Raw genomic sequence first — 19678 nt, forward strand, 5'->3', positions numbered from 1 at the left:
CCCCCGCCATCGCGAGGCCATCTGACCGCACCCAAGGCGCACGGCGAGCAAGCGGAGGCCATCCATCGACCTCCTCGAGGACCCCCGGACTCTCCATCGTCCGGGCTTCATCGCTCGACCACAGCCCGCCGTCGTCGAGGAGCGTGGATCCGACGCCCTCCCCACCGACGGGATGGGAACAGTATGCGGGAGGTTTCTACCAGGGCGCGTTCGTGACGCTGGCGCGGGGAGGATGTTGAGGGAAAGCAGCTGGTTGGCTGTTCGAAGTATGGAGACAGGGGCCGGATTTGCAGCGCAGCAGTTCCCGCTTTCGTCATCCCGGGGGCGCGAAGCGAACCCCGGGACAGGGCGGCGCCGAAGGCGACCTGTTCAGGCAGGCTGTTCAGCAGAGGCGCTCCCGACAGCCTGGCTGCTACGCGCCGCCCTTTGGGTCGCGCTCGCGCGCGCCGCCTTGTCCCGGGGTCGGCGCGGCTGCGCCGCTTGCCCCGGGATGACGAAAGGGAGGGCGGGACAGCCGGCGGACGAAGGGGGCGGCGCGGGCGGGTGTATATGGTATTTTAATACCGCGCACGATTTGTAGTGCTAAATCAACGCGATATGCGTGACGGAGGGCGCGCATCCGCATTGACCTTCCCGCCCGCTTCCTCTATCAGCGCGCCTTCCGCTCTTCCCGGTCACGGGACGGGCACCCCGTTCGTCCTCCCAGGAACCCTCGTCATGCTGAAGAGCACCACGGCTTCGCTGAAGCCGGCCGAGGTCGAGAAGAAGTGGATCCACATCGACGCCGAAGGCGTCGTGGTGGGCCGTCTCGCGACCTTCATCGCCAACCGTCTGCGCGGCAAGCACCGCGGCGACTACACCCCGCACGTCGACTGCGGCGACTACGTCGTCGTCACCAACGTCGACAAGGTGGTGTTCACCGGCAAGAAGAACACCGACAAGATCTACTACCGCCACACGGGCCACCCGGGCGGCGTCAAGCAGACGACCCCGGAGAAGGTGCTGAACGGCCGCTTCCCCGAGCGCGTGCTGGAGAAGGCCGTCGAGCGCATGCTGCCCAAGGAAAGCCCGCTGGCCCGCAAGCAGATGACGCACCTGCGCCTGTTCGCCGGCCCGGCCCACACCCACGAAGCCCAGTCGCCCGAGACGATCGACTTCAAGTCGGCTTCTCCCAAGAACACCCGGAGCGTCTGAGCATGACCGACGTCACCAACGAAACCGCCGCCCCGCAGAACGACGCGCCCGCCGCCACCGGCTTCGACGCGCTGAAGAGCCTGCAGACCCCCGGCGCGGGCGAAGAGCACCCGGTCTATGTCCAGAAGCTGGACGCCCAGGGCCGCGCCTATTCGACCGGCAAGCGCAAGAACGCCATCGCCCGCGTGTGGATCAAGCCGGGCACCGGCAAGATCACCATCAACGGCAAGGATCAGATGCAGTATTTCGCCCGCGAAATCCTGCGCATGATGATCGCCCAGCCGCTGGAAGTGACCGGCCGCACGACCCAGTTCGACGTGGTCTGCACGGTCGAGGGCTCGGGCCTGTCAGGCCAGGCCGGCGCCATCCGCCACGGCCTGTCGCACGCCCTGACCCACTATGAGCCGGCGCTGCGCCCGGTCCTGAAGCCGCACGGCTTCCTGACCCGCGACGCCCGCGTCGTCGAGCGCAAGAAGTACGGCCGCGCCAAGGCCCGCAAGTCCTTCCAGTTCTCGAAGCGCTAGGCGGATCGCGAAAGCGGTTATGGATGGGGGCGCTTCGGGAAACCGGAGCGCCCTTTTTCTTTGGCTGGGGAGGTTCGTTTGGAAAAGCTGACAACCGTCACTGAGACCTTCCAGATCAGTGGTTGGGGGCTGGTGGTCGTGCCGTCGCCATTCGTCGGGAGCTATAGCGGACCGGACGAGCGCAGCGTTGTGCTTAGAAGGCCGGATGGCTCCTCGAAGGAAGCGATCGTCCATGTGCAGTACGTGTTTCCAAAGCCGACACCGAAAGTACCGACTTGGGAGTTGATGTTCAGAGACCTCGCAAAAGAGGACGTGCCGATTGGCACCGAGATTTGGGGTTGAGGCATGCCCGTCCGATGGCGAGGCCACATTCCTGTCCTTCTCCCGATGGGAGAAGGTGGCGCGCAGCGCCGGATGAGGGTCGGCTGGCGGCCGTCGGCGTAAGCCGTGGCCCGGTCGGGGCGGCGGCTGACGCCGAAGGATAGAGACGACCCTCACCCTTTCGCGCAAGGACGACGCCATCGGCGTCGTGCGCTCAAGCCCTCTCCCAGTGGGAGAGGGATCGGAGTTGAAGATGGCTTTCACGGTTTTCATCGACGGCGAGGCCGGGACCACGGGGCTGGAGATTCGCGAGCGGCTGGAGGCGCGCGGGGATCTGGAGCTGATCCTGCTCGGCGACCGGCGGCGTGATGTCGAGGCGCGGCGGGAGGCGTTGAACGCGGCGGATGCGGTGATCCTGTGCCTGCCGGACGAGGCGGCGAAGGAAGCGGTGGCGATGATCGACAACCCGGCGGTGCGGGTGATCGACGCCTCGACGGCCTATCGGGTCGATCCGGACTGGACCTATGGCTTCGCCGAGATGGCGGCCGGACAGCGGGAGAAGATCGCAGGGGCGACGCGGGTGTCGAACCCGGGCTGTTATCCGACGGGCTTCATTGGGCTGGCAAGACCGCTGGTGAGCGCCGGGATCGTGCCGGCGGGCTGGCCGGTGACGGTCAATGCGGTGTCGGGCTACTCGGGCGGCGGCAAGGCGATGATCGCGGAGTTCGAGGCGGGGGCGGAGCCGTATCGGGCCTATGGGCTGACGCTGAAGCACAAGCATGTGCCCGAGATGACGAAACACAGCGGGCTGGAGCGGCCGGTGCTGTTTGCGCCGGCGGTGGGGGCGTACCGGCAGGGGATGCTGGTCGAGGTCCCGCTGCACCTGGGGGCTTTGCCCGGGTCGCCGTCGGTGGAGGTGGTGCACGGGGCCCTGGCCGAGGCCTATGCGGGGGCGCGCTTCGTCGAGGTGGCCGAACTGGAGGCGACCGAGGCCATGACCGGGATCGATCCGGAGGGGCTGAACGGGACCAACCGGATGCGGCTGCATGTGTTCGGGGACCGCGGCGGAGAGCAGGTCCGGCTGGTGGCGCTGCTGGACAATCTCGGCAAGGGGGCGTCGGGGGCCGCGGTGCAGAACCTGAACCTGATGCTGGGGCTGGCGGAAGATACCGGGCTCAACTGACCCTTCTCTCCACCGGGGGAGAAGGTGGGCCGCGGAGCGGCCCGGATGAGGGGGATGTTTGAGGCGAACCGGCCCTCAGCCAGTCCATTGCTGACGTACCCCTCATCCGCCCCTCCGGGGCACCTTCTCCCCCAAGGGGAGAAGGGATTGAAAACCGGCTGTCCGCCTACGACGTATCACCGTCATGACCCACCTCTCCCGCCGCCATCTGCTGCTGACCGCCGGCGCGGTTGCGCTGTCGGGCTGTTCGCCGGGCAAGGCCGACGCGTCCGAGGCGCAGTATGCGAACTCGCCGTTCCGCCGGCTGACCGACGCCCAGTGGCGGGCGCGGCTGCCGGCGGCGAGCTATCAGACGCTGCGGCGCGCGGCGACGGAGAGGCCGGGGACGAGTCCGCTGAACAACGAGCACCGGCGCGGAACCTTCGTGTGCCGGGGCTGCGACCTGCCGCTGTTCCGATCGCAGTGGAAATACGACAGCGGCACCGGCTGGCCGAGCTTCTACGATGTGATCGCGGCCAACATCGGCACGAAGACTGACTTCGAGATCGGCATTCCGCGTACGGAGTATCACTGCGCCCGCTGCCTGGGGCATCAGGGGCACATCTTCGACGACGGGCCGCGGCCGACCGGCAAGCGCTATTGCAACAATGGCGTGGCGCTGAGGTTCACGCCCGCCTGACCGGTCAGCGCGAGGCCTTGATGGCCGATTCGAGGGTGACGCCGAACCAGACGGCGGCGATGATGATCAGCAGGCCGTAGTCGTGGCCGGGCCAGAAGATCGGCACGGCGGCGGCGAGAATGACGAACATCGGGAACAGGCCGGCCCAGGCCGCCGTGCCGGGGCTGTCGCGGTGGATCATCGGCGGGCGCGGCTTGAGGCGCATCATCTTCATCAGCGGCGGATTGAGCAGGACGAAGCCGATCGAACAGGCCGCGGCGAGCACCAGGTTGCGCGGGAGCAGGACCGCGGAGCCGTAGAAGCTGGTGGTGATCACCACGAGGATGAGCGCCAGACCCGTCGACAGGGCCAGCAGCAGATTGGGTTCGAACCGCTTCACGATTTCACCTTCACATAGGAGCCGGGGGCCGGTTCGATGGCCGGAAGCGGGCCCGTCCTGGGATCGCGCGCCGGGACCCAGCCGCCGGAGCGGGCGTGGAGCCAGTCGGCCCAGTGGTTCCACCAGCTGCCGGGATGCTCCTGCGCCCCCGCCTGCCATTCGGCGAGGGTGTCGGGCAGGGCGGGGTTGGTCCAGTGCTGGTATTTGTTCGCCGACGGCGGATTGACCACCCCGGCGATGTGGCCTGAACCGGCGAGGGTGAGGGTGACGTCGGCGTTCCGGAAGGCGCGGGCCGAGCGGTAGACCGAGTTCATCGGGGCGATGTGATCCTCGCGGCTGGCCTGGAAGTAGAGGGGGATGCGGACCTTCGACAGGTCGGCCCTGATGCCGCCGATCTCGAACTCGCCCTGGCTGAGGGCGTTCTTGCCGTACATGGAGCGCAGATAGTCGAGGTGCAGCTTCTTCGGCATGCGGGTCTGGTCGGCGTTCCAGAACAGCAGGTCGAAGGCGGGCGGGTCCTTGCCCATCAGGTAGTTGGACACGAAGAAGGACCAGATCAGGTCGTTGGCGCGCAGCGCGTTGAAGGTGTCGGCCATGGCCGCGCCGGGCAGAACGCCGCCGGCCGCGTCCATCTGCTGTTCGATCTCGTTGAGCCAGTGGTCGTCGGTGAACAGCAGCAGGTCGCCGGCCTCGGCGAAGTCGTGCTGGGCGGCGAAGAAGGTGTTGGCGGTGACGCGATCGTCGCCGTGCTCGGCCATGTGAGCCAGGGCCGCGCCCATGAGCGTGCCGCCGATGCAGTAGCCGACGGTGTTGATGTGCTCGGACCGCGACTGTTCGAGCGCCTTCTCGATGGCGCGGTAGATGCCCTTCTGGAGGTAGTCGTCGAAGCCGTAGTCGGCCTTGTCGACGTCCGGATTGACCCAGGAACAGACGAAGACGGTGAAGCCCTGGCTGGACAGCCAGCGGATCATCGAGTTTTCGGGCTGGAGGTCGAGGATGTAGAATTTGTTGATCCACGGCGGGAAGATCAGCAGCGGGATCTCGCGCTGCGTCTCCGTGGCCGGGTCATACTGGATCAGCTCGAACAGTTCGTCGCGCCAGACGACCTGGCCGGGCGCGGTGGCGACGTTCTTCCCGACCTCGAAGCGGCCGTAGTCCGCCTGGCTGATCTTCAGCTTGCCGTGGCCGCGCTCCAGGTCGGCGGCGAAATTCTGCATCCCCCTGACCAGCGATTCGCCGTTGGTTTCGGCCAGGGCCTTGAGGGCGGCGGGGTTGGAGGCGAGGAAGTTGGAGGGGGAGAAGGCGTCGGTCAGGAGTCTGGTGAAGAATTCGGCGCGGCGCTTGGTGCGCGGGTCGATGTCCTCGACGCTGGAGACCAGACCGTTCATCCAGTCGGCGGTGACCAGGTAGGACTGGCGCATGACGTCGAACATCGGGTTCTCGGTCCAGGCGGGATCCTTGAAGCGCTTGTCCTTGCCGGGCGCGGCGGGGGCCTCTTCGCCGGCGGCGCGGCGGGTCGTGGCGGCCCACAGGTCCATGTAGCGGTTGAACAGGTCGGCCTGGGCGGCGAACAGCTTGTCGGGGCGCGAGGCGAGGCCGCTCATCACCTGGGTCATGGCCGGGCCGACGTTGAACGGGTCCGGAGACAGGGCGGCGGGACGGTCCGCCTGGCTGAGCGCCGCCTCGGCGATGGCGGCCTGGGCGGTCATGGCGGCGCGGGCGAGGTTGAGCGACAGGGTCTCGATCATCTGCCGCTGCTCCTCGCCGGGAAGGGCGAAGGCGGGGGCGGGGGCGGGGGCGGGCGCTTCCGGGGCGGCGGCGGCGGGCGACGGCGCGGGCGCAGCGGCGGGCGCGGGCCGGTCCTTCGCCGGGGGCCTGGCGCGGGGGCGCGGGGGTTTGGCCGAGGTGGGGCGGCCGGACTTGCGGGCCGGGCGCGGAGCCGCGTCGCCGGGGGCCGAAGGCGGGGGGGTCGGACGCTTGGCCATGCGTGAGAGGCTCCGGGAGACGTCAGGATCGGTCGCAGGGGCGGCTGTCGCCCTTCCGCCCGCCGCCATCATGGCATATGACCGCCCCTGACATGAACGCGCCGATCCGGAAATTCGCAGCGGTCCTGACCGCCGCCGCCGCCACGGCCGGTCTGACGGCCTGCGTCGGGGCGTTCAATCCGGAAACGGACCCGACATCGCCCGTGGCGCCGCGGGTCCAGGCCCTGGTCGACGCGAATCGGGACTATCCCCGCTGGGCCGACTTCCCGAGATCGCTGGAGCCGGAACCGGCGCCGGCCGCGATCGCCGAGCGGGTCGCCGCGCTGGAGACCACGGGCGGGGACCTGGCCGAGGCGGCGGCGCGGATCGAATGGCTGTCGGCCGGGGACGCGGTCGCCTTCGCGGAGTCGGTGCGGGACCGGGTCGCGGCGGTGCAGGTCGCGCCGGTGACGCAGGAAACCGCCGCCGAGATCGAGGCCTTCGCCCGGCAGGCCAGGGAGCGCGGCCGGGCTCCGCCGCCGGTCGACCGCCGCTAACCCACTCTAACGGTCGCCGGGACGACAGAATCCCGGGATCATCGTCTCAGGAGAACGCCCATGGCCGGATCGGCCCCCTACGCTTCCACGCTGGCCGCTGACGCGGCGCGGGTCACCGAACTGGCGGCCATCGCCAGCTACGCCCAGATCGGCCGCGGCGACGAGAAGCAGGCCGACCAGCTGGCCGTCGACGCCATGCGCACGGCGCTGAACGCGCTCGACATCGACGGCAAGATCGTCATCGGCGAGGGCGAACGCGACGAGGCGCCGATGCTGTACATCGGCGAGAAGGTCGGCACCGGGAAGGGCCCGGCCATCGACATCGCGCTGGACCCGCTGGAAGGCACGACCCTGACGGCCAAGGCGATGGCCAACGCCCTGTGCGTGCTGTCGATGTCGGCGAGCGGCGGCATGCTGCACGCGCCCGACACCTATATGGACAAGATCGCCATCGGGCCGGGCTATGCGCCGGGCACGGTCGACCTGGACATGAAGCCGCAGGAGAATGTGCGCTCGCTGGCCTCGGCCAAGGGCGTCGATCCGCGCGACATCACCGTCTGCGTCATGGACCGGCCGCGCCACGCCGAGCTGATCGCCGCCCTGCGCGAGGTCGGCGCCAAGGTGGTGCTGATCACCGACGGCGACGTGGCGGGGGTGATCCACACCGCCGAGCCGGAGACCGGCATCGACCTGTACCTCGGCTCGGGCGGGGCGCCGGAGGGGGTGCTGGCGGCGTCTGCGCTGAAATGCGTCGGCGGCCATTTCCAGGGCCGGCTGATCTTCCGCAACGACGACGAGCGGGCCCGCGCCCAGCGCACCGGCGTGACCGATTTCGACCGCAAGTACGACCTGCACGAACTGGTGTCGAAGGACGCGGTGTTCGCGGCGACGGGCGTGACCAAGGGGGCGATGCTGGACGGCGTGCAGGTGCGCGAAGGCTTCGTCACGACGCACACGCTGGTGATGGATTCCTCGACCCGGACCATCCAGCGCATCCACACGCGACGGCCTCTCTGATGGCGGACGGGGGAAGCCTGCCTGGCTCGCATTGCGCGTTTCTGGGGGTTTCCCGCTCGCTGACCGGCCGCGCCTGGCGGCAGAGGCCGGCCGAGGCGGCGCTGATCCGCGCCCATATGCAGGCGCTGAACCTGGAGGAGCCGCTGGCGCGGGCTCTGGCGGCGCGGGGGGTTCGGGCCGATCAGGGCGCGGACTTCCTGCAGCCCACCCTGAAGGCGCTGTTCCCCGATCCGTCCAGCTTCATGGACATGGACGCGGCGGCGGAAGCGATCCTCGACGCCCTGCAGGCCGGCGCCTCGATCCACGTCTTCGCCGACTACGATGTGGACGGCGCGTCGAGCGCGGCCCTGCTGGTGCGCTGGTTCCGGGCCATGGGGGCGGACCTGCCCATCTATGTGCCCGACCGGATGACCGAGGGCTACGGACCCAGCCCGAAGGCCTTCGACACGCTGAAGGCGTCGGGCGCCGACCTGGTCATAACCGTCGACTGCGGCGCGGCGGCCAATGAGGCGGTGGCCCATGCGGCGGCGATCGGGCTGAAGGTCGTGGTCATCGACCACCACATGATGCGCGAGCATCCGCCGGTCTGCGCCGCCGTGGTCAATCCGAACCGGCCGGGCTGCAACTCGGGGCAGGGCAATCTGGCCGCCGCGGGGGTGGTGTTCGTGCTGCTGGCGGCGCTGAACCGGGAGGCGCGGCGGCGCGGGATGTTCACGCCAGAATCGGGGAGCCGGGAGCAGCCGGACATCCGGCAATGGCTGGATCTGGCGGCCATGGGGGCGATCTGCGACGTCACCGGCCTGACCGGCTTCAACCGGGCCCTGACCAGCCTGGGGCTGCGAGTCATGTCGGAGTGGAGGAATCCGGGGCTGCGGGCGCTGCTGGCCGCCGCGGGGAGCGAGCCGGGGCCGGCCAAATGCAATCACGCCGGCTTCATCCTGGGACCGCGCATCAATGCGGGCGGGCGGATCGGCAAGTCGGACCTGGGGGCGCGGCTGCTGTCGACCGACGACGCGGACGAGGCCATGGCCCTGGCGCAGGAGCTGGACGCCCTGAACATCGCCCGGCGCGAGGTCGAGCGGCAGGTGACGGAGCAGGCGACGCGGATGGTCGAGGCGACCGGCGTCCATGCCGACGGCTCGGCCGTGGTGGTCGTCGAGGGAGCCGAGTGGCACCCGGGCGTGGTCGGCATCGTCGCCGGGCGGCTGCGCGAGCGCTGGCGCAAGCCCGTGGTGGTCATCGGCGTCGACGCGGTCAACGGGGTCGGCAAGGGCTCGGGCCGGTCGCAGCCGGGGATGAACCTTGGCCGGGCGGTCCAGGCGGCCTGGGAGGCCGGGGTGCTGATGGCCGGCGGCGGCCACGCCATGGCGGCGGGACTGACGGTCCGGGCCGACGACATCGGGCGGCTGCGCGACTTTCTCAACGAGCGGATGGCCGGCGAACAGGCGGCCGCCGAAGCGCTGGACGGGGTCGAGATCGACGCCCTGATCGATCCCGGCGCGGCGACGCGGGCCCTGTTCGAGCAGTTCGAGCAGCTGGCCCCGTTCGGGCCGGCCAATCCCGAGCCGCTGTTCGCGCTGGAGCATGTCGCGGTGCGCGAGCCCGTCGCCATGAACGGCGGCCATGTGCGCTGCCGGCTGGTGGGAGCCGACGGGGCGTCGGTGAGGGCGATCGCGTGGCGCTGCGCAGACCTGCCATCGGGCAAGGCGCTGCTGGCCGGGCAGGGCGGTCTCAGCGTGGCCGGACGGCTGAAGGCGGATGACTGGAACGGCCGGCGCGGCGTGCAGTTCGAGATCGAGGACGTGGCCGATCCGCGTATGGCCTGAGGGCGAACGCGGTTCGCGCTTTTCTACGGCAAAGCCGCTTGCACGCCGCGGAATCGGCGGCTATATCGCCGCTTCCCCGCGCCGCGGTCCCTTCGTCTATCGGTTAGGACGTCAGGTTTTCAACCTGAAAAGAGGGGTTCGACTCCCCTAGGGACTGCCACGCGGGGCCTTTCCCCACATCGCCAGGATCGTCCGGCGGCCGCACCATCGGCCGTGGGCCCGCGCGCGCGCATGGCGGCACGATCCCACCCCTGCGGCGGCCATCCGCCGCCCGTGGCCCCGTCTTCGGCGGCGGTTTCAGGCGTCAGTTGAAAAAAATGTTCAGCTTGCGGCTGAAACTGGCGTTTTTGCCTTTTCCGGGCTTCGCAGAACCGTGTTAAACAAGGCGCGTTCGCACCGCGCGCGAACAGGGGGAAGGCTGTGTCCGACTACGAGGGCGTTGAGACGGTCGAGACGGTGCGCATCGCCGGCCGGGTTAAGTGGTTCGATCCCGGCAAGGGATACGGCTTCATCGTGCCTGATGATCCGTCGCTGACCGACATGAAGGATGTGCTGCTGCATGTCTCCAGCCTGCGCGACAGCGGCCGGGACACGGCCCCGGAGGGCGCGCCCATCACCTGCGACTGCGCGCGCCGCCCCAAGGGCTGGCAGGTGACCGAGGTTCACGACCTGGGCGAGGGCGATCCCGAGGCCGTGAGCGCGCCGCGCCGGGGCTATGACAGCCTGCGCCGGGAAGGCCGGCCGCCGCTGGCGCTGGACGGCGGCGGCGGCGTAATGGAAACGGCCGTGGTCAAATGGTTCAACCGCACCAAGGGCTACGGCTTCGTGGTGCGCGACGGCCAGCCCGGCGACATCTTCGTCCATGTCGAGACGCTGCGGCGTTGCGGACTGGACGACCTGCTGCCCGGCGAGGCCGTGGTCGTGCGTTTCGCCGAGGGCCCGAAGGGGCTGGTGGTCGCCGAAATCCGCCCGACCGCCTGATCGATCTCCCCGGCGGCGCGTTCCGGCGATAGACTGGAGCGCGGGCCGGGCTTGCCGCCCGCGGGCGGATGGGCGCAAATCCGCGGCGGAAGATTTCTGAGGGTGGAATGATGATGGTTCGTCGTGGCTTTCTGGCCGGCCTGGCCGGTCTGGTTCTGCTGGCGGGATGCGCGGGGGCGGGTTCGGCCCAGGGTCCGAACGGGGAGCCGCTGGAGCGGCTGACGGTGACCACCTCGACCGGGGAGCACCAGTTCATGGTCGAGATCGCCGACGACGACGCCGAGCGCCAGCGCGGGCTGATGCACCGCGAGCCGCTGGCCGACGACCGCGGCATGCTGTTCCAGTTCCCGGACGTGGCCGAACGCGGCTTCTGGATGCACAACACGCCCAGCCCGCTGGACATCATCTATATCGACCCCTACGGCCGCATCGTCTCGATCGCGAAGAATGCGACGCCCAATTCGGACGCCATCATCCCCTCGAACGGACCGGCCATGGGCGTGCTGGAACTGCGCGGCGGCCGGGCCGACGAGATCGGCGCCAGGCCGGGCGACAAGGTCCGCCATCCGTTCTTCGCCGCCGAATAGTCGCCGCACCGCGTTGCGGCGCGACCCGGCGCGTGGCAAACACCGCGCCTCTGGATCGGGGTGTAGCGCAGCCTGGTAGCGCATCTGCTTTGGGAGCAGAGGGTCGGAGGTTCGAATCCTCTCGCCCCGACCAGATGTTGAGCGCGCTATCGCTCGCGGCGCGGCCGCTGGCTGCTTGAGCGCAGGTTTGGGCGCTATCGCTCGCGGCGAGGCCGCTCGCTGCTTGAGCGCAGGTTTGGGCGCTATCGCTCGCGGCGCGGCCGCTCGCTGCTTGAGCGCGGTGTCCGGCGCGTTGTAAGGGAGGGCGTCCTCGCCCCGCCAGATGAGTCCGCCCATGCTCGCCCGCATCTACCGCCCCGCCAAGACCGCCATGCAGTCGGGCAAGGCCAAGACCAGACAGTGGCGGCTGGAGTTCGAGCCGGCGTCGGCGCGGACGATCGATCCGCTGATAGGCTGGACCAGTTCCGCGGACATGAACGGCCAGGTGCGGCTGGATTTCGACTCCAAGGAAGAGGCGATCGCCTACGCCGAGCGCTACGGCATCCCGTTCCGCCTGCACGAACCGCAGGAGCCGCCGGTGATCATCAAGGCCTATGCGGACAATTTCGCCACCAACCGCAAGGTGTCGTGGACGCACTGAAATACTGGTGCGCCTACCGCGCTTCGCGCTACTTGAGGCGCAGGCCAGGCCGACCTATGGCGCCCATAGCTCAACCGGATAGAGCACCCGCCTTCTAAGCGGACGGTTGCAGGTTCGAGTCCTGCTGGGCGCGCCATTCCGCCGACTTCGGGGCAACCGCATGACGAGCGGGGCCGTTGAGGGACGGTGAAGATCGCCACCTTCAACATCAACGGGATCAATACCCGTCTGGCCAATCTGCTGCAGTGGCTGGAGGCGGCGCGGCCCGACGTGTGCTGTCTGCAGGAGCTGAAGGCGACGGACGCGCAGTTCCCGGAGGCGGCGATCCGGGCGCTGGGGTATCAGGCGGCGTGGATGGGCGAGCACCGCTGGAACGGGGTGGCGATCCTGGCGCGGGACGCGGAGCCCGTGGTGACCCGGCGCGGGCTGCCGGGCGACCAGAAGGATGTGCAGAGCCGGTATCTGGAGGCGGCGGTGGACGGCGTGCTGGTGGCGTCGCTGTACCTGCCCAACGGCAATCCGCAGCCGGGGCCGAAGTTCGACTACAAGCTGGCCTGGATGGAGCGGCTGAACGCCCATGCGGCGGATCTGCTGGCGACGGGCGCGCCCGTGGTGCTGGCCGGGGACTACAATGTCGTGCCCACCGAGGCGGACATCTACAACAGCCGCTCGTGGAAGAAGGACGCCCTGTTGCAGCCGGAGAGCCGGGCGGCCTTCGCGCGGCTGCTGGAGCAGGGGTGGACCGACGCCCTGCGCGAGCGATTTCCGCAGGACCCGCCGCCGTGGACCTTCTGGCAGTATTTCCGGCAGGCGTGGGAGCGGGATGCGGGCTTGCGCATCGATCACCTGCTGCTCAGCCCGACGGCGGCGGGGCGGCTCAGGGACGCGGGGGTGGATCGCGAGGTGCGCGGGCGCGAGCGGGCCAGCGACCACGCGCCGGTGTGGATCGAACTGGACTGAGGCCATGGCGCGGAAGCTGAAGGTGTTCTGCTATTCCGACGGTTTCCACTCATGGACGGTGGCGGCGTCTTCGCGGGCGAAGGCGCTGGAGGCCTGGGGGGTGAAGCGGGACCTGTTCAAGGACGGGTCGGCCCGCGAGATCGATGTCGGACCCGACAAGGCGGCGGCGCTGGCGGCGCCGGGCGAGCTGATCGAGCGCGGGCTGGCGGTCGATATCGGCAGGGTCGAGCGGACCAAGCCGGTCAAGGCGAAGCCGAAGCAGGAGAAGCCGAAGTCGGACGCGAAGGCGCGGGCGCGGGTCGAGGCGCTGGAGGCCGAACTGGACGCACTGGAGGAGGCGCAGGCGAAGGAGAGCGCGGCGCTGGACGCCGAGCGGGAGGCGCTGGAACGCCGGGTGCGCGATCTGGCGAAGCGGCAGCGGAAGGCGCGTGACCAGCTGAAGGCCAGGCTGAAGGCGGCGCGGGCGAAGCTCAGCTAGTCGCGGCCCAGGCGGCGAGGCCCGCCTCGAGATCGGCGATCAGGTCGGCGGGGTCCTCGAGGCCGACGTGGAGGCGCAGCAGTTCGCCGGCGAGGGCGGGCGGCGACTGACGGAAGGCTAGCTGGCCGGTCTCATGGGTGATCAGGCTTTCGAAGCCGCCCCAGGAATAGCCGAGGCCGAACAGGTCGAGCGCCGACATCAGGGCGTGGGCGGCGGCTTCGGAACCGCCGTTCATGACGACGCCGAAGATCGAGGCGGCGCCTGAATAGTCGCGGCGCCAGAGGTCGTGACCCGGCGCGCCGGGGAGGGCGGGGTGCAGGACCTGGGCCACCTCGGGGCGGGCCTGAAGCCACTGGGCGATCGCGAGGGCGGAGCGGGCCTGTTCGGCATAGCGCAGCGGCAGGGTGCGGATGCCTCTGAGGGCCAGCCAGGCGTCATCGGGCGAGACGCGCCAGCCGAGATCCTCGATGGTCTCGGCGATCTGGCGGCCGACGGCGGGATCGGCGGCGGCGATGGCGCCCATCAGCAGGTCGGAATGGCCGCCGACGTATTTGGTCACGGCCTGGACGCTGACGTCGACGCCGTGCGCCAGGGGGCGGAAGGCGAGGCCGGCGGCCCAGGTGTTGTCCATGACGGTCAGGACGCCGCGCGATCGGCAGGCGGCGGCGAGGGCCGGCACGTCGACCAGGTCGAAGGTCAGGGAGCCGGGCGACTCGATCAGCAGCAGTCGGGTGCGGTTGGTCATGGCGGCGAGGATGTCGTCCACCGACGCGCCCGGGGCGTGGAAGGCGGCCGTGATCCCGCGCGCCTTCAGGTGCCGGTTGAGGAAGCGGCGGCTGGGGCCGTAGAGGGCGTCGGTCGTCAGAACCTCGTCGCCCGGACGCGTCAAGGCGGTCAGGGGCACGGTCACGGCGGCGAGGCCGGAGGGGACCAGCCAGACGTCGGCGGCGCCTTCCAGATCGGCGAGCGATGCGCGCAGCTCACGGGCGGCGGTCAGGTCCTCGATGCCGTAGACCGGACCGGCGGCGGCGTCCCGCATCGCGCCTGGCGAGTCGTTGAGCAGGGTCGAGCCGCGCTCGACGGGCGGGTTGACGGGGCGGCGGCCGGCCCCGCGGCGGGTGGCGGAGGCGATCAGGCGCGTGCGGTCGGAACGGTCGGACATCGGGCCCGTCGAGGGTTGCGGTTCGTGGCTCAAAAGCCTCTAAAGCAAGCGGGGGCGCAAGGTCTGGAATCGCTCGGGCGAGGAACAGGAATGCGGACAGAGGGTATCCGGAGAGCTGGTGCGGCCGGGGCGGTCATGGCCCTTGCCCTGACGGCGGCGGCCTGCGGCGGCGGCGACCGGGACGCGGAGACCGAAAAGGCGCCCGTGGTGGCGGCGACCGAGGCTCCCGAATTCGCCAGCCCGACGCTGGACGCCATCAAGCGCCGCGGCCGGCTGAATTGCGGGGTTCACGAGGGACTGGTCGGCTTCGCCTATACCGACAACCGGGGCGAATGGCGGGGGTTCGACGCGGACTTCTGCCGGGCGCTGGCGGCGGCCGTTCTGGGCGATCCGGACGCGGTGAGGTTCGTGCCCCTGACCTCGAGCCAGCGTTTCGACGCGCTTCGGGGCGGCCGCGTCGACGTGCTGTGGCGGGCCACCTCCTGGACCATGTCGCGCGAGATCGCCGAGGGCATCCGCTTCGCCGGGGTCAACTATTACGACGGGCAGGGCTTTCTGGTCCGCCGCTCGCTGGACCTGGCCAGCGCCCAGGAGCTGAACGGGGCGCGGGTCTGCGTCCAGCGCGAGACCACGTCGGAGCTGAATGTCGCCGACTTCTTCCGGGCGCGGAACATCGAATACCGGGCCGTGGTGGCCGCCAACGAGGAGGCGGCCCGCTCCGCCTACGCCCGCGAGGACTGCGACGCCTTCAGCGCCGACATCTCGGCCCTGGCCGCGGCGCGGACGCTGCTGACCAATCCCGAGCAGCATGCCATCCTGCCCGACGTCATCTCCAAGGAGCCCCTGGGGCCGGCGGTGAAGCGAGGGGACGAGTCCTGGACCTCGATCGTGCGCTGGACCCTGAACGCCCTGATCCTGGCGGAGGAGCTGGGCGTCACCGCCGGGAACGCCGATCAGCTGGCCAGGGAATCGCGCGACCCGCAGATTCGCCGGCTGCTGGGCGTCGAGGGCGACCTCGGGCGGACCATGGGACTGCCGAGAGAGTGGGCGAAGAACGCTGTAGAAGCCTCCGGCAACTATGGGGAAATTTTCGCGAGAAATCTCGGACCCGATTCATCGCTCGACCTGGCGCGCGGGCTTAACGCACAATGGAACGCTCGGCCGGGCGGCCTGATCTACGCCCTGCCGATCCGGTAACGACATCGGCCGAGGCCGGGGGGAAGCATGGAAACGACGAAACGCGGCGGGATCCCGCTCTATCTGTGGATGCTGCTCGGCTTTGCGGTCGGCCTCGGGGGCGGACTGTTCGTCAACCTGACCAATCAGGAAGTCATCCCCTGGGTGATGGATCTCATCCAGGCCGCCGGGCAGATCTTCCTGCGCCTGCTGTTCATGCTGGTCCTGCCGCTGCTGTTCGCGGCCCTGGCCGTCGGCGTCGCCGAGATGGGCGATCTGAAGTCGCTGGGCCGGGTCGGCTTGAAGACGCTGGCCTTCACCATCCTGGTGTCGGCGATCGCGGTCGCCGTCGGCCTGGGCATGGTGAACCTGTTTCAGCCCGGCGCCGGCGTGGACCGGGAACTGGCGGCGCAGCTTCTGGCCCAGGGCGCGGACGGCGCCTCGGCGATCGTGGGCAATGCCCCCAGGTCCATCGAGGCGGGCAAGTTCTTCCTCGACATGATCCCGTCGAACGTCGTCACGGCGGCGGCGGAGAACCAGATCCTCCCGGTCATGGTGTTCGCCCTGATCTTCGGCATCGGCATGGTCATGGCGAAGAGCCAGGCGACTGACCGCCTGCAGGAGACGCTGCAGGGCCTGCTGGAGGTGATGATGAAGCTCATCAACCTCGTCATCAAACTGGCCCCGATCGCCATCGCCGCCCTGATGTTCAACCTGGCCGCCGTGTTCGGATGGGATCTGCTGCTCCGGCTCGGCGCCTATGCGGCGGTCGCGGTCGGGGCGATGGCCATCCACATGTTCATCGTCTACCCGCTGCTGGTCTGGACCTTCGGCGGCATGAACCCGCTGACTTTCGCCAGGGGCGTGCGCGAACCGTTCGTGGTGGCCTTCTCGACCGCCTCGTCCAACGCCACCCTGCCGATCGCGATCAAGGCGGCCGAGGAGCAACTGAAGCTGCCGCGGCGCATATCGCGCTTCGTGCTGACCGTCGGCGCGACGGCCAACCAGAACGGCACCGCCCTGTTCGAGGGCGTGACGGTGCTGTTCCTGGCCCAGTTCTTCGGGGTCGAGCTGAGCCTCACTCAGCAGTTGGTCGTCATGCTGGTCTGCATCCTGGGCGGCATCGGCACAGCCGGCGTGCCCGCCGGTTCGCTGCCCGTCATCGCCCTGATCCTGGTCATGGTCGGGGTGCCCGCCGAGGGCATCGGCCTGATCCTGGGCGTCGACCGCTTCCTCGACATGTGCCGGACCACGCTGAACGTCACGGGCGACCTGGTGGCGGCGACCGTGGTCTCGCGCGGCGAGAGCGACGAGATCGTGCCGGCGGGGCTGGAGGAACCGGTGGCGCCGCCGGCCTAGGGCCGGTCCCGCCGAGGCCCGGTCATGCCGGCGTAGAGGTCGGCCTCGAACGCCGCGATGTCCGACCTGAGGGCCGGCAGGGCGCCGGCCTCGTAGCGGCGCATCACGCCGCCTTCGTTCAGCACCACGCCCTCGTCGCAGTTGAGCACGAAGGCGGCGGCGTCGTGCAGGGTGGTGATGACGGTGCGGCCCTGTTCCGCCGCCCGCCGCAACAGGCCCCGCAGGTCGTGGGCGGCGATCGGGTCCAGCCAGTTGAACGGCTCGTCCAGAACCAGCACCGGCCGCTCGCCGATGAAGGCGGAATGGACGGCGAGCCGCTGGCGCATGCCCGAGGACATGGCGCCGATGCGAAGATCGAGCAGGGCGCCGAGGCCGAGGGCCTCGTGGACCTCGCGCGACAGAGCGGGCTCGCCGCCGCGCGACAGGGTCAGCAGGTCGACCAGATCCGCTCCGGTCAGCAGGGCGGGGAGGTCCGCCTGATCGGGCATGAAGCCGATGCGGCGGCCCCGGGCGCGGCGGTCGCGGCCCAGCTCCTCGTCGCCTATGCGGATCGAGCCCTGCGCCTCGAGACGACCGGCGAGGCTCCTCAGCAGGGTGGTCTTGCCGCTGCCGTTAACGCCGAGGACGCCGAACCAGCCGGCGGCGGGCGCGTCGAAAGACACCCGCCGGACGATCGGCTGGCCGCCGAGCGAGACCGACAGCTCGCGGAGGGAGACGCCCGCGCTCACGCCAGGCCGATGGACTGGTCGGCGCGGCGGTAGAGCCAGGCGGAGCGCGCCACGATCCACGCCAGCGCCGCCGGCCCGGTCGCGAGGGCGATGAGGAGCGTCAGTCCGATCTCCAGCTGGGCAAGCAGGCGGGCGCCGGCGTGGCGACGGACGACGTGGAGGAATTCGAACGCCCGGAAGCCGACGCCGAGCGCCAGGCCGAACAGGGCGACGGGGGCGGAGACCAGGGCCACCAGGGTCCCGATGGCGACGACGGCCGCCAGCCGCGCACCGAACAGATCCCGGACGAGCCCGGACAGGCTGTTCGGCTCGAAGGCGAGCAGGTGCACGGTGGCGGGGTCGAAACGCAAGGTCTGGACCGTGGCGACGAAGGCGAGCACGGCCGCTGCCCCGTCCGCGACCCCTTGCAGGCGCGGGTTGCTTTCGGCGGCGCCGATCACCAGGGCCCCGAGCCAGGCCGCAGCCGCCGTAACGCCTGCCGGCAGACCGCGCTCGCGTCTCGACAGTTCGATCCAGCACAGGCGCCGCGCCCGGGAGCCGGAACGGCGCGCAGGCCGCCATCGGAGGAGGCGGATCGACGACAGCCGGATCGGGGCGGCCGGCCAGAACAGGCGGACGGCGGCGCCGAGCCCGGCCCCGATCGCCGCGGCGACGGACGCCAGCAGGGCCTCCTGTCCGGGACGCCAGCCCATCAACAAGGCCGCCGCGGCGACGGGGACCGTCAGCGCGGCGAGCCCGGCGACCGCCCGAATCCACAGCCAGAAGAAAACGGCCCCGGGGTCGTCGCCGAGCTCGCGGAGGGGACCGGCCCGAAGCGCGGTCAGCGGCTTGAGCGACAGGCCGACGAGGGCGCCTGCCGAAACGCCCAGCTGCAGGGCGAGGGCGGGCGGAGGCGCGGCGGCGTGGCGGGCGAGACCCCAGGCTCCGCCGACGATCAGCACGGCGAGCAGCCCGACGGACGCCAGGACGGCCAGGGGATCGCGGCGCAGGGCCGCCAGCAGGCCGGACAGGCGCCGCTGGTCGTAGAGAAACAGGATCCGGACCGGGTTCAGGCGAGTCTCTCCACCACGACGCAGACACCGTGGCCGGTGCGCGCTGCAGTCGCAACGGGAAGTTTCAGCCCGTCGCCACGGGCGTGTCCTGACGCCCGCCCCATTCGGCCCAGCTGCCGTCGTAGAGGCGGGAGGGGCGGCCGAGAACGGCGAGAGCGAGGCTGAGGATGGCGGCGGTGACGCCGGACCCGCAGCTGGTGACGACGGGCCTGTCCGGATCGACGCCGGCGGCGCGGAAGGCGGTGTCGAGGTCCGGGGGCGGCTTCATCGTGCCGTCTGAATCGAGCACGCCGGGAAAGGGCAGGTTCAGGGCCCCGGGCATGTGGCCGGGGCGCAGGCCGGCGCGGGGCTCGGGCGCGCGGCCGCTGAAACGGTCTGAGGCGCGGGCGTCAACCACCTGGGCCTCGCCGGCCAGGGCGGAGCGGACGGCGTCGAGATCGGCGAGGCGCTCCGGGTGGAGGCGGGCGGTGAACACGGCGGGGACGACCGGAACAGGAGGACCGGACTCCACGGGCCGTCCCTCGGCAAGCCATGTCGGCAGGCCGCCGTCGAGCACCTGCACCCGGGGCGCGCCCATGACGCGGAACATCCACCAGGCGCGGGCGGACGATCGGATGCCAACGGTGTCGTAGACGACGATGTGGTCGGTCTCGGACAGGCCCAGGCCGCCCATCCGGGCGCCGAAGGCTTCGGCGGGCGGCAGCATGTGCGGTAGATCGCTGTTCGGATCGGAACTGGCTTCCAGATCGAAGAACACGGCGCCGGGCAGCCGCGCGGCCTCGAAGTCCGGTCGTCCGTCGCGTCCGTCGAGATGCCAGCTGGCGTCAACGAGGCGGAGATCGGGTTCGCCGAGGATCGCGGCGAGTTCGGCAGCGGTGATCAGCGGCGAAAGATCGGGCATGGAACCAGTC

At 70.2% G+C, this 19678-nt stretch carries 21 protein-coding genes and 3 tRNA genes; 18 read left to right on the forward strand and 6 right to left on the reverse strand.

Annotated elements, in window-relative coordinates; all coding sequences use genetic code 11:
• The first annotated feature begins 717 nt into the window (after positions 1-717).
• From rplM to msrB, 5 genes are all read left to right on the forward strand, one after another.
• Positions 718-1194: a 50S ribosomal protein L13 gene (gene rplM, locus VEA62_RS03000; protein WP_324814706.1), complete on the forward strand. Its 477-nt coding sequence runs from the start codon at positions 718-720 to the stop codon at positions 1192-1194.
• Between the two features lie 2 nt (positions 1195-1196).
• A complete protein-coding gene (gene rpsI, locus VEA62_RS03005; protein ID WP_324818212.1) occupies positions 1197-1718 on the forward strand; it encodes a 30S ribosomal protein S9 in 522 nt (173 codons plus the stop codon).
• 78 nt (positions 1719-1796) lie between these two features.
• Positions 1797-2060 carry a hypothetical protein gene (locus VEA62_RS03010; protein ID WP_324818214.1) on the forward strand — a complete coding sequence of 88 codons (264 nt, stop codon included), beginning with the start codon at positions 1797-1799 and terminating at the stop codon, positions 2058-2060.
• A 226-nt stretch (positions 2061-2286) separates the two neighbouring features.
• Positions 2287-3222 (forward strand): N-acetyl-gamma-glutamyl-phosphate reductase, encoded by a 936-nt coding sequence (argC, locus tag VEA62_RS03015; protein WP_414641803.1) that lies wholly within the window; start codon positions 2287-2289, stop codon positions 3220-3222.
• A 184-nt stretch (positions 3223-3406) separates the two neighbouring features.
• Positions 3407-3901, forward strand: coding sequence for a peptide-methionine (R)-S-oxide reductase MsrB (gene msrB, locus VEA62_RS03020; protein ID WP_324818219.1), 495 nt, complete (start codon positions 3407-3409; stop codon positions 3899-3901).
• Positions 3902-3905: 4 nt separating this feature from the next.
• Here the strand turns inward: msrB and VEA62_RS03025 are convergent, their stop codons facing one another.
• Positions 3906-4280, reverse strand: a complete 375-nt coding sequence (locus tag VEA62_RS03025) for a hypothetical protein (protein WP_324818221.1) — start codon at positions 4278-4280, stop codon at positions 3906-3908.
• Positions 4277-6265, reverse strand: a complete 1989-nt coding sequence (gene phaC, locus VEA62_RS03030) for a class I poly(R)-hydroxyalkanoic acid synthase (protein ID WP_324818224.1) — start codon at positions 6263-6265, stop codon at positions 4277-4279. Before phaC ends, VEA62_RS03025 begins: the two co-directional genes overlap by 4 nt.
• A gap of 77 nt (positions 6266-6342) precedes the next feature.
• Here phaC and VEA62_RS03035 point away from each other — a divergent pair, with 77 nt between their 5' ends.
• From VEA62_RS03035 to VEA62_RS03085, 11 genes are all read left to right on the forward strand, one after another.
• Complete coding sequence (locus tag VEA62_RS03035; RefSeq protein ID WP_324818227.1) at positions 6343-6801, forward strand: hypothetical protein; 459 nt, start codon at positions 6343-6345, stop codon at positions 6799-6801.
• A 60-nt stretch (positions 6802-6861) separates the two neighbouring features.
• Positions 6862-7818 carry a class II fructose-bisphosphatase gene (gene glpX / locus VEA62_RS03040; RefSeq protein ID WP_324818230.1) on the forward strand — a complete coding sequence of 319 codons (957 nt, stop codon included), beginning with the start codon at positions 6862-6864 and terminating at the stop codon, positions 7816-7818.
• Positions 7818-9644 (forward strand): single-stranded-DNA-specific exonuclease RecJ, encoded by a 1827-nt coding sequence (recJ, locus tag VEA62_RS03045; RefSeq protein WP_324818233.1) that lies wholly within the window; start codon positions 7818-7820, stop codon positions 9642-9644. The genes glpX and recJ overlap by 1 nt, the downstream gene beginning before the upstream one ends.
• Positions 9645-9729: 85 nt before the next feature.
• Positions 9730-9804: transfer RNA gene (locus tag VEA62_RS03050), tRNA-Glu, on the forward strand.
• A gap of 260 nt (positions 9805-10064) precedes the next feature.
• On the forward strand, positions 10065-10625 hold the full coding sequence (locus tag VEA62_RS03055; RefSeq protein ID WP_324818236.1) for a cold-shock protein: 561 nt from the start codon (positions 10065-10067) through the stop codon (positions 10623-10625).
• 110 nt (positions 10626-10735) lie between these two features.
• A complete protein-coding gene (locus VEA62_RS03060; protein WP_324818239.1) occupies positions 10736-11212 on the forward strand; it encodes a DUF192 domain-containing protein in 477 nt (158 codons plus the stop codon).
• Positions 11213-11268: 56 nt separating this feature from the next.
• Positions 11269-11345, forward strand: a tRNA-Pro gene (locus tag VEA62_RS03065).
• A gap of 201 nt (positions 11346-11546) precedes the next feature.
• Positions 11547-11852, forward strand: coding sequence for an ETC complex I subunit (locus VEA62_RS03070; RefSeq protein ID WP_324818242.1), 306 nt, complete (start codon positions 11547-11549; stop codon positions 11850-11852).
• Positions 11853-11911: 59 nt separating this feature from the next.
• A tRNA-Arg gene (locus VEA62_RS03075) sits at positions 11912-11988 on the forward strand.
• Between the two features lie 50 nt (positions 11989-12038).
• Positions 12039-12812: an exodeoxyribonuclease III gene (locus VEA62_RS03080; protein WP_324818245.1), complete on the forward strand. Its 774-nt coding sequence runs from the start codon at positions 12039-12041 to the stop codon at positions 12810-12812.
• 4 nt (positions 12813-12816) lie between these two features.
• On the forward strand, positions 12817-13290 hold the full coding sequence (locus VEA62_RS03085; RefSeq protein WP_324818248.1) for a hypothetical protein: 474 nt from the start codon (positions 12817-12819) through the stop codon (positions 13288-13290).
• Here VEA62_RS03085 and metC read toward each other — a convergent pair.
• The gene (gene metC / locus VEA62_RS03090) at positions 13283-14452 is read right to left on the reverse strand and encodes a cystathionine beta-lyase (protein ID WP_324818250.1); all 1170 of its coding nucleotides are present in this window, start codon (positions 14450-14452) and stop codon (positions 13283-13285) included. The genes VEA62_RS03085 and metC overlap by 8 nt on opposite strands.
• A gap of 135 nt (positions 14453-14587) precedes the next feature.
• Between metC and VEA62_RS03095 the strand changes: the two genes are divergently transcribed.
• Both VEA62_RS03095 and VEA62_RS03100 read left to right on the forward strand, forming a co-directional pair.
• The gene (locus tag VEA62_RS03095; RefSeq protein ID WP_324818252.1) at positions 14588-15649 is read left to right on the forward strand and encodes an amino acid ABC transporter substrate-binding protein; all 1062 of its coding nucleotides are present in this window, start codon (positions 14588-14590) and stop codon (positions 15647-15649) included.
• A gap of 27 nt (positions 15650-15676) precedes the next feature.
• Entirely contained in the window at positions 15677-16987 is a 1311-nt protein-coding gene (locus tag VEA62_RS03100; RefSeq protein ID WP_324818254.1) for a dicarboxylate/amino acid:cation symporter, read from the forward strand.
• On the opposite strand, the gene VEA62_RS03105 is transcribed toward VEA62_RS03100, so the two are convergent.
• From VEA62_RS03105 to sseA, 3 genes are all read right to left on the reverse strand, one after another.
• Positions 16984-17715: an ATP-binding cassette domain-containing protein gene (locus tag VEA62_RS03105; RefSeq protein ID WP_324818256.1), complete on the reverse strand. Its 732-nt coding sequence runs from the start codon at positions 17713-17715 to the stop codon at positions 16984-16986. The genes VEA62_RS03100 and VEA62_RS03105 overlap by 4 nt on opposite strands.
• Positions 17712-18656 (reverse strand): hypothetical protein, encoded by a 945-nt coding sequence (locus VEA62_RS03110; RefSeq protein WP_324818259.1) that lies wholly within the window; start codon positions 18654-18656, stop codon positions 17712-17714. The genes VEA62_RS03105 and VEA62_RS03110 overlap by 4 nt, the downstream gene beginning before the upstream one ends.
• Before the next feature lie 175 nt (positions 18657-18831).
• Positions 18832-19668, reverse strand: coding sequence for a 3-mercaptopyruvate sulfurtransferase (sseA, locus tag VEA62_RS03115; protein WP_324818262.1), 837 nt, complete (start codon positions 19666-19668; stop codon positions 18832-18834).
• Positions 19669-19678: the final 10 nt, after the last annotated feature.

This window comes from Brevundimonas sp. (assembly GCF_035627475.1).
In the GTDB taxonomy this organism is placed as follows: domain Bacteria; phylum Pseudomonadota; class Alphaproteobacteria; order Caulobacterales; family Caulobacteraceae; genus Brevundimonas.